Genomic DNA, 12,604 nt, shown 5'->3' with positions numbered 1-12,604 from the left:
CGGAACGAGGCGATTCACGGCACGTTGGTGCGGCCGCATGCAACGCGGAGAGTTATCATGCGACACAAATTGCATCTATCGGTCGTCATCGCGATGTCATTGATGACGGTGTCATCGGCCGCCTTCGCGCAAGCTCCAGGCGGCGGCGGCACCGGGGCAGCGCAGCAGGCCGGTGGCAGCACGCCTCCACCGGCGGCCACACCTACCAACCCGGGATCGGCCGGCATCTCGGCGGCGCCCGGCGGGCAGTCGAGCTCCACCACCGGAATGGGCACCGGCGGAACGTCCACCACGAATCCATCCCTGCACCAGCCAGGCACGCGCAGCACATCGCCAGGTGCAGCCGGGACCGGTCTGCCGCCGAACGGCATCCCGGAAGACGATGCCATTCCGTCCGGTTCTTCCGGGTCCATCGAACGGTAGAGGAAGCTTGCAGGGTCAAGCGGGGCGGCGATCAATTCGCCGCCTCACTGCTTTGGAACTCGCGCTATCGCCCGAGGTTACCCCCGCGAAATAGCTGGAGAAGAGGGCGATGACGTTACTGAAATGGGCGCTGATTTTTCTTGTGGTGTCGATTATAGCCGGCTTGCTCGGCTTCACTGGCATATCGGCAGCCTCCGCCGATATCGCGCGGGTATTGTTCTATATTTTTGTCGTGATCTTCCTGGTGCTCCTGATACTCGGGCTCACGATATTCAGGGCGTAGTATTGAGCAGCGTCGTCGTCATGCCCCGGGGCTCGCCTGGGCATCCACGTCCTCTTGCCGGGGAAGCGGCAGCGTGGTGGATGGCCGGGTCAGGCCCGGCCATGACGAGACCTTGTCTTCCGCGCTTACGCCACTTCCTCGATCGTGACCTTGTCCGGATAGAACGCCAGGTGACCGGCGATTTCCTTCATCGCCGGGAAGGGCGTCTCATAGGTCCAGATCGAATTCTCCAGCGTCTTGCCGTTGGCATTGATGCTGAAATAGTTCGCATCGCCCTTGTAGGGGCAATGTGTGGTCCGCTCGGTCCGGGAGAGCAGGGCCATGTTGGCGTCTTCCCGCGGGATGTATTGCACGGCAGGATAGCTGGCTTCCTTCAGGGTCAGCGCATGGGTGGAGTCGGCGATGACGACGTCCCCCGCCCGGACGCGGATGCGCTTGGGATTGGAGGCAATCGTGATCGGATGGTCGGGACCTGGGAGTTTCATGATTCTGCGCCTTTTTTGGTCAGTTCGTTGTGACCGAATGATGCAGCTAAAACGATTGGAAGCGGTATATAGTGGCTGATAGGATGAGCTAGAAGAGCGCAATCGCTAGGTTTTGCTCCGTGTGGCCGGCCATGCCGGCCGCGATTTGAACGTCGAAATGGAGGTGTACTGGGATGCCGATGGACGCCCGCGATATCGAATCCATGATCAAGGCAGCCATTCCCGATGCCGTGGTGACGATCCGCGACCTGGCCGGAGACGGCGACCATTACGCGGCAACGGTGATCTCGGAATCTTTCCGCGGCAAGTCCCGTGTCCAGCAGCACCAGATCGTCTACCAGTCTCTCAAGGGACAGATGGGCGGCATACTGCACGCATTGGCGCTGCAGACCGGGGTGCCTGGCGGGCCCGAGGCCTGATCATCTCGTTAGATCATGATCCGATTGGACGGAATCGGATCATGACCTCATCTCTTTGTTTGAGCATGCTGTAGGGGGCACCGATGGCTGCGGAGAACCGACGCGGCGCGATGTTTCGCGTCGTCGTGCCACATCAGCACAGCCGCGTCACCTATGTCGAACTGTTCTTCGATCTGGTGTTCGTGTTCGCGGTCACGCAGATCTCGCACACGCTGCTGCATCATTTCACGCCGATCGGCGCGGTCCAGGTCACGCTGCTGTTCCTCGCGGTCTGGTGGGTCTGGGTCTTCACGGCCTGGGTAACCAACTGGCTCAATCCGGAACTGACGCCGGTCCGCATCCTCTTGTTCCTGATGATGCTCGGCGGCCTCGTGCTGTCGACCACGATTCCGACGGCCTTTGAAGGCCGCGGCTGTGGTTCGCCATCGCCTATGTGGTGATGCAGGTCGGTCGTACCGCATTCTGGTTCCTCTCGACCCCGCACCACTGGACGGCGGTGCGCCACAATGCCATCCGCATCCTGGCCTGGCTCTCCACGTCCGCGGTGTTCTGGATCCTCGGCGGCCTTGCCGAGGGTGAGTCGAGGCTATGGCTGTGGATCATCGCGGTCGTGATCGAATATGTCTCGCCGGCAGCGCGGTTCTGGATCCCGGGGTTGGGGCCGTCCTCGCTTGAGGCTTGGGCGGTCGAAGGCGGCCATATGGCCGAGCGCTGCGCCCTTTTCATCATCATCGCGCTCGGCGAGGCTGTTGTCGTCAACGGAGCGACCTTTGCCGAACTGAGCTGGACCACCGAGATCGTGCTGGCCTTCGTGTCCTCCCTGGTCGCCAGCATCGCGATGTGGTGGATCTATTTCCACAAGGGCGCCGAGGCCGGCTCAGAACTGATCTCGACATCGGCCGAATCAGGGAAACTGGCGCGCCTTGCCTACACCTATCTGCACATGCCGATCGTCGCCGGCATCATCCTGACGGCGGTGTCGGACGAGTTGGTGCTGAAGCATCCCAGCGGTCATTCCGATCTCAAGACAATCTTGAGCACGATCGGCGGCCCGCTTCTGTTCCTGGTCGGGACGATCCTGTTCAAGCTCTCGATTCGGGGCTTTCTGCAGCTCTCCCACATCGTCGGCATCCTCGCTCTGCTCGCGGTGGGCTGGTTCGGAAGCGAGCTGTCGCCGCTATGGCTCTCGCTCCTCACGACCGCGATCATGATCGTGGTCGCGGTGTGGGAATCGGTGTCGCTGCGCTCGGCTTCGGAATCTCATTCCGAAGCGACCAGCGCGTGAACCGAGAACATCTTTGCCGCGTCGGTCCAGGACTGCCGCACCGTCCAGCCCGAGCTTCGGGCCAGCTCCGTGAACCGTTCCAGCGAATATTTGTAGCTGTTCTCGGTGTGAATGCTCTCGCCGGGACGGAACGAAAAGGTGTTGCCGAGGACCCGTACGCTCTGCGCCTTGCGGCTGATCAGGTGCATCTCGATCCGGTGGCGGTCGCGGTTGTAGATCGAGCGATGGGAGAAGGCGGAGAGATCGAAATTGCCGCCGAGCTCGCGGTTGATCCGCACCAGCACATTCAGATTGAAGCGCGCCGTGACGCCGGCTGAATCATTATAGGCGTTGTACAGCACGCGCTCGTCTTTCTCGAGGTCGACGCCGATGATCATCTGCGCGCCCGCACCTAAGATTTCACGCGCGGTGCGCAGGAGATCGGTGGCTTCGTGCGGCTCGAAATTGCCGATCGTCGATCCCGGGAAGAAGCCGACTTTCGGCATCCCGGCGATCTCGGCCGGCAGCGTGAACGGGGCGGTGAAGTCGGCCGCGACCGGATAAACGCGCAGGCCGGGAAAGTCCTTGCGCAGGCCTTCCGCCTGCGCATTCAGGAAATCGCCTGATATGTCGACGGGCACGTAGGCGCCGAATTCGCAGTGCTCGAGCAACAGGCGCACCTTGGTGGTCGCACCCGCGCCGAACTCGACCAGCGCGGCGCCCGCAGGGATGATCGCGGCGATCTCGGCCCCGCGATCGCGCAAGATGCCGAGCTCGGTGCGGGTCGGGTAGTATTCCGGCAGCACCGTGATCTGCTCGAACAGCTCCGAGCCGGTCGCGTCATAGAAATATTTGGGCGACAGGTGCTTGGGATGTTGCGCGAGATGTCCGATGACATCTTCGGCAAAGGCTGCGGTCTGTTCGTCGAAGGCATAGGCCTTGGCTAAAGCGCGGGCATGCACATTCATGATACTCTCCTGAACGCGCCTTCCCGCGCGCTATGATTTTTGGTTGTTTTTGCGCATGATCGTTTCGGAAAACCGGCATCCGCCTTTCCGGATCATGCTTAAGAACCGATCAGGCGTAATCTGCGAGCCGTAATCCCGTGAATTGCCAGCGGTGGTGCGGATAAAAGAAGTTGCGGTAGGTGATACGGCTGTGACCGCTCGGAGTTGCAAGCGAAGAGCCGCGCAGCACCAATTGATTGACCATGAACTTGCCGTTGTACTCGCCGAGCGCGCCCTCGATCGCCCGATAGCCGGGATAGGGTGAATAGGAGGAGCGGGTCCACTGCCAGACGATGCCGAAGGCGTCGTTGAGCTGCCCGGCGCGCGCGGCGACCTCCCATTCCATCTCGGTCGGCAGGTGCTTGCCGGCCCAGCGGGCGAAAGCGTCGGCCTCGTAATAACTGACGTGGGAGACCGGAGCTGCCGGATCGATCGGCTGCAGTCCGCCCAAGGTCATGATCTGCCATTGGCCGTCGACGTTGCGCCAGTGGCCGGGCGCGTCCCAGCCTTCCTTTTCGACGGTCGCAAAACCGTCCATCAGCCACAGCGTCGCTGTCGAATAGCCGCCGTCCTTGATGAAGGCGAGCCACTCCGCGTTGGTCACGAGATTCCGCGCCAATTTGACCGGGCCGACCAGGGCGCGATGCGCCGGCTTTTCATTGTCGAAATGAAAGCTGTCGCCCGCATGCCCGATGGTGTGGATGCCCTCGTTCAGCGTCACCCATTCCTCGCCGCTGCGGTTAGAGGCCGGGAAGCGCCAGGCCGGATCGTATGCCGGTGGGATCGGGTTCTGCGCGAAGGCATGCAGGATGTCGGTCCACATCAGTTCCTGATGCTGCTGTTCGTGATTGAGTCCGACCTCGACCAACGGGACCAGCTTGGCCAGCTTCTCCTCACCCGCAGCCTTGAAGAATTTCACCACGGCATCGTCGACATAGCGGCGATAGGCGGTGACTTCATCGGCACTTGGCCGGGTCAGATGACCGCGCTGGGCGCGGGCATGGCGAGGGCCGGCGCTGACATAATAGGAATTGAAGAGATAGGCGTAATCGGGATGGAAAGGCTTGTAGCCGTGCTGGTGCTCGCCGAGCAGAAACTGCTCGAAGAACCAGGTGGTATGGGCGCGGTGCCACTTTGCCGGGCTCGCGTCCGGCATGGACTGGATCAGTTGGTCCTCCGCGGACAGGGGAGCGGCCCGGCGTTCGGTTTCATCCCGCACCGCGAGAAACGCCTCCACCAGACCCCGGGACAGGGGACCGGAATCAGAAGCGCGTGATGGGGAAGGGGTGGCAAGGGTGGCGGCAGCGGATGCTGGTTTCGTCACGGGTGTCTCCGAATGCTGGAGAGAACGTTGCTCTGCCAAACTGGTTCCCTACGGACAGTCCGTCCTAGATAGGGGCTCCCGTTCGGGAAAAAAGCCTCCCGGGGCCATGATATTAGTGTCGTCAGACTATGGACCCGGAGCCCGGCCGCCGCCCGAAAAGGGCCTCATGCATGCCAGCCCACCGCCATTTTGCTTTGGATGCACAACGGTTTGGGCTACATATATAGCTAGTCGCGGGGTAAGCGGGTCGAGCCGGCCCACCAGCAATGCCGCAAGGGGCGGAGCCCCAAAGGGAAACGAAAATGAGCATCGAACAATTCATCGACAACGAAGTGAAGTCGAACGACGTCGTGCTGTTCATGAAGGGCACGCCGCAATTTCCGCAGTGCGGTTTCTCCGGCCAGGTGGTGCAGATCCTCGACCACATCGGCGTGGGCTATAAGGGCTTGAACGTGCTGGAGTCCGCCGAGCTGCGCGACGGCATCAAGGTCTATTCGAACTGGCCGACCATTCCCCAGCTCTACGTGAAGGGCGAGTTCGTCGGCGGCTGCGACATCATCCGCGAGATGTTCCAGGCCGGCGAGCTGCAGCAGCTTTTCGCCGACAAGGGCGTTCCGGTCGGCGCCGCCGCCTGAGCCTGATGGCGCGCCAATTCGGCAACGCGTGCCTCGAAGTCATCGTTGCCGACATTACAACGTTACGCGTTGACGCCATCGTCAACGCGGCCAATTCGTCCCTCCTGGGTGGAGGCGGTGTCGATGGAGCGATCCATCGCGCCGCCGGACCCGAATTGCTCGCCGAGTGCCGCTCCTTGCGCGGCTGTGCGACCGGCGACGCCAAGATCACACATGGTTATCGGCTTCCCGCCCGGCATGTGATCCACGCCGTTGGCCCGGTCTGGCACGGCGGCGGCCAAGGCGAGGATGGATTGCTCGCCTCCTGCTATCGCCGCGCGCTCGAGCTCTGTCAGGCGAACGGGCTTGCCACATTGGCGTTTCCGGCCATTTCGACTGGTGTCTATCGCTTCCCCGCCGACCGCGCCGCCGGGATTTCGGTTGGGGCGGTCGCGGAGGGACTTAGCTATGCGCCGGCGGTCAACCGGGTGATCTTCTGCTGCTTCTCCGAGGCCAGCGCCCGGCTGCATGAGCAAGCTTTGGCCGGTCTTGACGGCCCTTGTGCTGGTTGACGCGCCGCCGCTACACTCCCTGTCGAATTCGGGAGGGGTCCAAATGAATTCGTTTAAATCGCTGCGCCTGCTGGCGACAGGCGCGCTGATGCTTGTTGCATGGCCTGCCGCTGCTGCGGAAGGAACCTTCGATATTCCTGCAGGTGCGCATTTCAACCAGGACAAGCTTGCGAAGATCGGGGCGTTCTTCGACAACGAGGTCGCGACCGGAAAAATCCCGGGCGCGATCGTCCTGATCCAGCAGCATGGCAAGCCGGTCTATCACCAGTCCTTCGGCGTGCAGGACGTGGCGAGCAAGGCGCCGATCACCGACAAGACGATCTTCCGCCTGTTTTCGATGACGAAGGCGATCACCGCCGTCGTCTCGGTGCAGCTCCTTCAAGAGGGCAAGTTCAAGCTGGATGATCCGGTTGCGAAATACATCCCGTCCTTCGCCAATGTGAAAGTCGGCGTCGAGAAGAAGAACGAGGACGGCAGCAAGACGCTCGAACTGGTGCCGCCGGACCGGCCGATGACCGTGCTCGACCTGATGCGCCACACCTCCGGCATCACTTATGGCTTCTATGGCGATAGCCTGGTGCGCAAGGCCTATGCATCCTCCAATCTCTATGCCGGCGATTTCGATCTTGCCGAATTCGCCGAGCGGATCGCCAAGCTGCCGCTGCACAATCAGCCGGGCGCGCTCTGGCAATACGGCCACTCCACCGATGTGCTGGCGCGCATCATGGAGATCGTGTCCGGCAAGCCGCTGCTCGCGATCGAGCGCGAGAAGCTGCTCGATCCGCTCGGCATGAACGACACCCGCTTCCTCGTCACCGATCCGGAGAAGCAGAAGCTGCTGGCGCTCCCGATGCCGAACGACAGCGATTTCCGGGTCGGCCGCATCAACGATCCGACCGTTGTCAAGAAAATGGAGTTTGCCAGCGGCGGCATGGTCTCGACCATGGCGGATTTCTCCCGGTTTGCGCAGATGCTGCTCAACGGTGGCACATACGATGGCCGGACCTATCTGACCCCCGAGGCCTTCAAGCTGCTGACGACCGATCAGGTCGGTCCCGGCTCGGGAGTGGGGCGGGATTACTTCTATTTTCCCGGCGATGGCTTTGGCTTCGGGCTCGGGCTCGCGGTTCGGACCGATCCTGGCAACGCAAAGCCACCACCACCGGGCTCGCTGGGCGAACTGAAATGGGACGGCGCCAGCGGTTGCTACTTCGTGATCGACCGCAAGCAGGATATGTTGTTCGTGCTCCTGGAGCAGACGCCGACCGAGCGGCAACGTATCCAGCGGACGCTGAAGCAGCTCGTCTATGAAGCGATGGAGAACTGAAGCTTTTTCGCGCCGCCTCGCTCCTCGCAATGACGCGGGATCATCTGTCTACGCTCCACGCACGATTTCCCGCACCAAGCTGACCGTTTCTTCGATCATGCCGGCCGTCACGTCGAGATGTGTGCAGGCCCTGATGCGACCGTCCATCATCGCGAGCAGGACGCCGCGTCTGCCTAGTTCGGCGACCATGTTGTCGCCGGAGACGCCCGCACCATCGGGCTTGAAGAAGACGAGATTGGTTTCCGGCTGTTGCACCTCGATGCCCGCGATCTGCGACAGCCCGCGCGCCAGCGCCCTGGCATTGGCGTGATCGTTGGCGAGGCGGTCGAAGTGATGGTCGAGCGCATAGGTGCAGGCGGCGGCGCAGATGCCGGCCTGGCGCATGGAGCCGCCGAGGCGCTGCTTCCATCGCCACACCTCGTCGATGAAATCGCTGCTGCCCGCGATGACCCCGCCGATCGGCGCGCCCAGTCCTTTCGAGAAATCGATCCAGGCGGAATCCCAACCTGCGGCCATGTCGCGTGCGGAGATGCCGGTAGCAACGCAGGCGTTGAGCAGGCGGGCGCCGTCCATATGGGTGGCGAGCCCGTGGGCCTTTGCGATACTGACGATCTCGTCGAGATCGGCCTTCTTCCAGATCGTGCCGCCGCCGATATTGGCGGTCTGTTCGACGCTGACCAGCACCTGCGGCGGCTGGTAGCGCGAGCGCGGATGCAGTGCCGCGCGGAACGTCTCCGGCGCGAACTGGCCGTCGTCGCCGGGCAGAGGTGTGATCTGGAAGCCGCCGAGCGCGGCATGCGCGCCGCCTTCACGGGCGATGATATGGGCGGTAGCATGCGCCAGGATTTCATCGCCGGGCCGGCAGTAAGCGAGCGTTGCGGCGACGTTGCACATCGTGCCCGAGGGCATGAACACCGCGGCCTCCTTGCCGAGCAGGTCGGCAACGCGCTCGCAGAGCAGATTCACGCTCGGATCGTCGCCGATCTGCTCATCGCCGACCTCAGCCCGCGCCATCGCCTCGCGCATCGCCGGCGTGGGACGTGTTTGGGTGTCGGATAAAAGATTGATGCGAACGGGCGGAGCCTTGGGATCGCGCGGGGCAGGGGTGTAGGACATGGCTTTTCTCTTCACTGGCCGCGTCATGGCCGGGCTTGTCCCGGCCATCCACGTTCTTCGTTCCGCGATGACCATAAGGTCGTGGATGCCCGGGACAAGCCCGGCATGACGGAACAACGACGCGTCACAAACAAAAAGGCCCCGGGATCCCGGGGCCTTCCATACCTCGAACTTTCCGTCCGATCAGCGCGAATAGAATTCGACGATCAGATGCGGCTCCATCTGCACCGGGAACGGCACGTCGGACAGGCCGGGAATGCGGATGAACTTCGCGGTCATCTTGCCGTGATCAACCTCGATGAAGTCGGGCACGTCGCGCTCGGGAAGCTGCGAGGCTTCCAGCACGGTCACGAGCTGCTTGGAGGCTTCCTTGACCTCGATCACGTCGCCGAGCTTGAGGCGGTAGCTGCCGATGTTGACGCGGCGGCCGTTGACCTTGACGTGGCCGTGGTTGATGAACTGGCGGGCGGCGAACATCGTGGGCACGAACTTGGCGCGGTACACGACGGTGTCGAGACGGCGCTCGAGCAGGCCGATCAGGTTCTCACCGGTGTCGCCCTTCAGGCGGCCGGCTTCGACGTAGATGCCATGGAACTGGCGCTCGGAAATATTGGCGTAATAACCTTTAAGCTTCTGCTTGGCGCGGAGCTGCACGCCGAAGTCGGAGAGCTTGCCCTTGCGGCGCTGGCCGTGCTGGCCGGGGCCGTATTCGCGGCGGTTCACAGGGCTCTTCGGGCGGCCCCAGATATTCTGGCCCATGCGGCGATCGATCTTGTATTTCGCCTCACTGCGCTTTGTCATCGCGGTCCTCTTCAGGTCAAAGTTGGGTTTGAGGAGACGCGCCCTCCTGTGCAGCCTGCCATGTGGCCGGTGCCGACAGGTCCGCCTCGAAAGCTCGAGGACGAACCACGGGTCGCGAAACGCTTCGCGGGCCGAAACCGGCCCGCGAGCAGGGGGCTTTTAGGGGAAAGATGGCCGTCCTGTCAACGAAAGAGGTGGCTTTTTAGTGCTGTCACGTTGCGATTGCCGGGACCGCTCGCTCGGTTTGCTGCCGATTCACCCGCAGTTCCGTTGCTATTTCGGTGTTCAGTACCTGTTCCAGCCGGCACAGCGTCCGGGCGACCAGGGCGGCGTCAGTAATCCGATGGTCCCAGCGCAGCACCACGCTGATCGTGCCGTCCTCCTCCACCCCATAGCTGAGGATGAACGGCCCCGGTGTGACGGCGTGCAGTTCCCCGGGTCCGATGGCCGCCACCGACGTCACGGAAAAACTGCCGAAGTAATTGGCGCGCTGGCGTCCGGAATTCAGCCCGATCCACCAGAGCAGGCGGCGCAGCGGCAGCGGCAGCCCGGTCGCCCTCAGCGCCTTCCTGAACGCCGCCACGTCCTCGACCGGTGCCTCCTTGGCGTGGTGGATCAGGGCGTCGATCTCGGCGAGCGGCTTGATTTCGGGCGTGCCGATCTTTTGCGGCAGTACGCAGTCCTCGCCGTCCACGACGCGGGCGATCGCGACGGTGGCGGCGCTGCGTGGCAGCTCGTAGAAGCCGGGCCACGGCCATTTGACGTAGAGCGTCCGCAAGGCCGGCTCGTCCTTCGCAACCAGGGCAAAGGCCTTCACGAAGATCGCCGCCCAGCCGGGCGGACAGGCCGCCTCCGCGCGAGCTTCCACCAGGTCCCGGACGTTGAGGATGCGCGTGAGCGACACGAAGGGGATGTCGAGCGATGCCCGCATCAAGTCGGCAATGAAACAGCGCGGGATAGAGATTTTTCGGGCCGTTCCGCGCATAACTCCGCCGGAGATTCCAGATTCAATAAAAGGCTGGCGAGCCGGACTATGCGCTCGCCAGCCCTGAACCGAGCATGAACCAACGGCCGGTTTCTGCGCCGGGATGGGTGTGGCGTCCCGCCGCACCGCCAGCGATCACGGCGAGCGTGGCAGCCGTGCTCGCGTCGGGAGAAGCAGCCCTAGCGCCTGATTCCTGCAAAGCTGGCGGCAATGCCGCGCTGGAGCAGAGACCAGTCGAAGCCGAGCGCGAGGGCCACATAGCCGCGCTCGATCATTGCGTTGGCCTGCTCGGCAGACCGCGCCACCCCGCCGATCGGCACGCCGCTCTTCAGGATGCCTTCCTCGGCGCGCTGCATCAGCGCCACCACTTCGGGATCATCCACGAGGCCACGCTTGTTGATGGAGGTGGCGAGGTCGCCGGGACCGATCACCGCGATGTCGATGCCGGGCGTAGCCATGATCTCGTCGATCCGCTCGACCGCCTCGACATGCTCGATCGTGATCATGCAGATCATGTCGTCATCGACAGTGGCCATGTAGTCCGCCATCGAGACGCCCCAGCGGAACGGCGCGTGGAACGGTCCCCAGAGCCGATCGCCCTTCGGCGGATAACGCATGCTGCGCGCCGCCTTCTCGGCCTCGGCGCGGCTGCAGATCATCGGGAAATTGATGCCGAGCGCGCCGATGTCCATCGGCGCTTTGGCCAGCCATGGCTCGTTCGCGGCAATGCGCGCCATCGGCACGCATGCTGTGCCAGAGGTTGCCACGATCATCGCATGCGCGGTGCCAAGGTCGATCGGACCGTGCTCGAGGTCGACGATGATCCAGTCGAGCGACTGCGCCATGATCTGCACGGTCTGGATGCTGGGGATGGTGGCGATCGCGCCGAAGGTCGGGCGCCGCTCTCGCCATTGCTGTCGCAGCCGGTTGAGGGGAGTTGGCGTAGGTGAGGACAAAGCGGGTCTCCACAGTCTGTGTTGAGGGCGCGCTGGTCGATCGCCGATATCATAAAGACAAAATCTGCACGCATCGAGTGCTCGACCCCTCATCTTGGCGCTATGTCTCGTTGGAGGACGCGACGGATGCCCACCCGAAGAAGCTTAAATTCGAAGGACGCCCAATGATTTTCACCAGACGCTCGCTGCTGGCCACTCTGTCGTGTCTGGCGATCTCGCCCGTGCGAGCGCAGGAGCAGCCGTCCCTGTTTAAAGCCTGTGAGCGCGAGACCGGTGGGCGAATCGGCCTCTATGCCGAGGATGTCGCCACAGGTGCCAAGGTCACTTGGCGAAGCGGCGAGCGCTTCGTCATGTGCAGCACGTTCAAGGCCTCGCTTGCCGCGTGCGTGCTGGCCCGCATCGATCGCGGCGAAGATCAGCTTGAGAACGTGGTGCGATACCGTGCCGCCGATCTTCTCCACCATGCACCGGCGGCAAGGCAGAACCTGGCGAGCGGCGCGATGTCGGTCGCCGATATGTGCAAGGCTGTGGTCGAGCTCAGCGACAACACCTGCGCCAATCTGCTGCTGGCGCGGATTGGCGGTCCCGCCGCGCTCACTGCTTTTTGGCGCGATACGGGCGATACCGTCTCGCGCCTCGATCACTATGAACTCGAGCTCAATCGCTCTCCGCCCGGCGATCCGCATGACACGACCACGCCTGCAGCAATGGCCGGCAATCTGCGCCGTTTCGTGCTTGGCGAGGTGCTATCTCCGGCGTCGCGCGAACGCCTCACGGGCTGGATGCTGAACTGCAAGACCGGAAACAACCGCCTTCGCGGTGGTTTGCCGAAGGACTGGAAGATCGGCGACAAGACGGGCAATAACGGCAAGGATGCTGCCGGCGACATCGCGGTGGTTTGGCCGAGGAAAGGTGGACCGGTGCTAATCTCGGCCTATACGCAGGGCGGCTCGCCGACCGCTCAGCAGCTCGAAGCCGTTTTCGCGGCGATCGGCCAAATGAGCGGCCGGCGCTTTGGCTAGCCAAAC

At 63.0% G+C, this 12,604-nt stretch carries 14 protein-coding genes and 1 pseudogene; 8 read left to right on the top strand and 7 right to left on the bottom strand.

All coding sequences use genetic code 11. The features are described from left to right. Positions 1-57 precede the first annotated feature (57 nt). Entirely contained in the window at positions 58-423 is a 366-nt protein-coding gene (locus AC5ZG5_RS24925) for a hypothetical protein (protein ID WP_456644458.1), read from the top strand. Between the two features lie 109 nt (positions 424-532). Continuing rightward, a complete protein-coding gene (locus tag AC5ZG5_RS24920; protein ID WP_028166384.1) occupies positions 533-706 on the top strand; it encodes a DUF1328 domain-containing protein in 174 nt (57 codons plus the stop codon). A gap of 125 nt (positions 707-831) precedes the next feature. Here AC5ZG5_RS24920 and AC5ZG5_RS24915 read toward each other — a convergent pair whose 3' ends face one another. Further along, positions 832-1,191, bottom strand: a complete 360-nt coding sequence (locus tag AC5ZG5_RS24915) for a DUF427 domain-containing protein (RefSeq protein ID WP_456644457.1) — start codon at positions 1,189-1,191, stop codon at positions 832-834. Between the two features lie 173 nt (positions 1,192-1,364). Between AC5ZG5_RS24915 and AC5ZG5_RS24910 the strand changes: the two genes are divergently transcribed. Both AC5ZG5_RS24910 and AC5ZG5_RS24905 read left to right on the top strand, forming a co-directional pair. Next, on the top strand, positions 1,365-1,610 hold the full coding sequence (locus tag AC5ZG5_RS24910) for a BolA/IbaG family iron-sulfur metabolism protein (RefSeq protein WP_028166386.1): 246 nt from the start codon (positions 1,365-1,367) through the stop codon (positions 1,608-1,610). 83 nt (positions 1,611-1,693) lie between these two features. Then, positions 1,694-2,895 (top strand): annotated as a pseudogene (locus AC5ZG5_RS24905) (low temperature requirement protein A). Here the strand turns inward: AC5ZG5_RS24905 and egtD are convergent. Further along, positions 2,871-3,842 carry an L-histidine N(alpha)-methyltransferase gene (gene egtD / locus AC5ZG5_RS24900; RefSeq protein ID WP_456644456.1) on the bottom strand — a complete coding sequence of 324 codons (972 nt, stop codon included), beginning with the start codon at positions 3,840-3,842 and terminating at the stop codon, positions 2,871-2,873. The pseudogene AC5ZG5_RS24905 and the gene egtD overlap by 25 nt on opposite strands. Before the next feature lie 109 nt (positions 3,843-3,951). Then, the gene (gene egtB, locus AC5ZG5_RS24895; protein WP_456644455.1) at positions 3,952-5,205 is read right to left on the bottom strand and encodes an ergothioneine biosynthesis protein EgtB; all 1,254 of its coding nucleotides are present in this window, start codon (positions 5,203-5,205) and stop codon (positions 3,952-3,954) included. Between the two features lie 302 nt (positions 5,206-5,507). Here egtB and grxD point away from each other — a divergent pair, with 302 nt between their 5' ends. From grxD to AC5ZG5_RS24880, 3 genes are read left to right on the top strand one after another with little or no spacing between them, the layout of a single operon-like run. Then, on the top strand, positions 5,508-5,840 hold the full coding sequence (gene grxD, locus AC5ZG5_RS24890; protein ID WP_028166390.1) for a Grx4 family monothiol glutaredoxin: 333 nt from the start codon (positions 5,508-5,510) through the stop codon (positions 5,838-5,840). Positions 5,841-5,845: 5 nt separating this feature from the next. Then, entirely contained in the window at positions 5,846-6,391 is a 546-nt protein-coding gene (locus AC5ZG5_RS24885; RefSeq protein ID WP_433994534.1) for an O-acetyl-ADP-ribose deacetylase, read from the top strand. A 43-nt stretch (positions 6,392-6,434) separates the two neighbouring features. Beyond that, positions 6,435-7,718, top strand: coding sequence for a serine hydrolase domain-containing protein (locus AC5ZG5_RS24880; RefSeq protein WP_130226222.1), 1,284 nt, complete (start codon positions 6,435-6,437; stop codon positions 7,716-7,718). A 48-nt stretch (positions 7,719-7,766) separates the two neighbouring features. Here the strand turns inward: AC5ZG5_RS24880 and AC5ZG5_RS24875 are convergent, their stop codons facing one another. The 4 genes from AC5ZG5_RS24875 to AC5ZG5_RS24860 form a co-directional block, all read right to left on the bottom strand. Continuing rightward, complete coding sequence (locus tag AC5ZG5_RS24875) at positions 7,767-8,834, bottom strand: threonine aldolase family protein (RefSeq protein WP_456644454.1); 1,068 nt, start codon at positions 8,832-8,834, stop codon at positions 7,767-7,769. A 183-nt stretch (positions 8,835-9,017) separates the two neighbouring features. After that, positions 9,018-9,635, bottom strand: a complete 618-nt coding sequence (gene rpsD, locus AC5ZG5_RS24870; RefSeq protein ID WP_130226225.1) for a 30S ribosomal protein S4 — start codon at positions 9,633-9,635, stop codon at positions 9,018-9,020. 211 nt (positions 9,636-9,846) lie between these two features. Next, entirely contained in the window at positions 9,847-10,620 is a 774-nt protein-coding gene (locus AC5ZG5_RS24865; RefSeq protein WP_456644453.1) for an acyltransferase, read from the bottom strand. Positions 10,621-10,799: 179 nt separating this feature from the next. After that, positions 10,800-11,576 (bottom strand): HpcH/HpaI aldolase family protein, encoded by a 777-nt coding sequence (locus AC5ZG5_RS24860; protein ID WP_456644452.1) that lies wholly within the window; start codon positions 11,574-11,576, stop codon positions 10,800-10,802. Positions 11,577-11,740: 164 nt separating this feature from the next. Between AC5ZG5_RS24860 and bla the strand changes: the two genes are divergently transcribed. Further along, the gene (gene bla / locus AC5ZG5_RS24855) at positions 11,741-12,598 is read left to right on the top strand and encodes a class A beta-lactamase (protein ID WP_456644451.1); all 858 of its coding nucleotides are present in this window, start codon (positions 11,741-11,743) and stop codon (positions 12,596-12,598) included. The last annotated feature ends 6 nt before the right edge of the window (positions 12,599-12,604 follow it).

The organism is Bradyrhizobium sp. Ses1, assembly GCF_059512365.1.
The sequence above is the reverse complement of the archived record's forward strand: the minus strand, read 5'-3'. Positions and strand labels throughout refer to the sequence as shown.

Coding starts and splice junctions, on each gene's coding strand:
- AC5ZG5_RS24925 (WP_456644458.1), top strand. CDS start 58: ATGCGACACAAATTGCATCTATCGGTCGTCATCGCGATGTCATTGATG.
- AC5ZG5_RS24920 (WP_028166384.1), top strand. CDS start 533: ATGACGTTACTGAAATGGGCGCTGATTTTTCTTGTGGTGTCGATTATA.
- AC5ZG5_RS24915 (WP_456644457.1), bottom strand. CDS start 1,191: ATGAAACTCCCAGGTCCCGACCATCCGATCACGATTGCCTCCAATCCC.
- AC5ZG5_RS24910 (WP_028166386.1), top strand. CDS start 1,365: ATGCCGATGGACGCCCGCGATATCGAATCCATGATCAAGGCAGCCATT.
- egtD (WP_456644456.1), bottom strand. CDS start 3,842: ATGAATGTGCATGCCCGCGCTTTAGCCAAGGCCTATGCCTTCGACGAA.
- grxD (WP_028166390.1), top strand. CDS start 5,508: ATGAGCATCGAACAATTCATCGACAACGAAGTGAAGTCGAACGACGTC.
- AC5ZG5_RS24885 (WP_433994534.1), top strand. CDS start 5,846: ATGGCGCGCCAATTCGGCAACGCGTGCCTCGAAGTCATCGTTGCCGAC.
- AC5ZG5_RS24880 (WP_130226222.1), top strand. CDS start 6,435: ATGAATTCGTTTAAATCGCTGCGCCTGCTGGCGACAGGCGCGCTGATG.
- AC5ZG5_RS24875 (WP_456644454.1), bottom strand. CDS start 8,834: ATGTCCTACACCCCTGCCCCGCGCGATCCCAAGGCTCCGCCCGTTCGC.
- rpsD (WP_130226225.1), bottom strand. CDS start 9,635: ATGACAAAGCGCAGTGAGGCGAAATACAAGATCGATCGCCGCATGGGC.
- AC5ZG5_RS24865 (WP_456644453.1), bottom strand. CDS start 10,620: ATGCGCGGAACGGCCCGAAAAATCTCTATCCCGCGCTGTTTCATTGCC.
- bla (WP_456644451.1), top strand. CDS start 11,741: ATGATTTTCACCAGACGCTCGCTGCTGGCCACTCTGTCGTGTCTGGCG.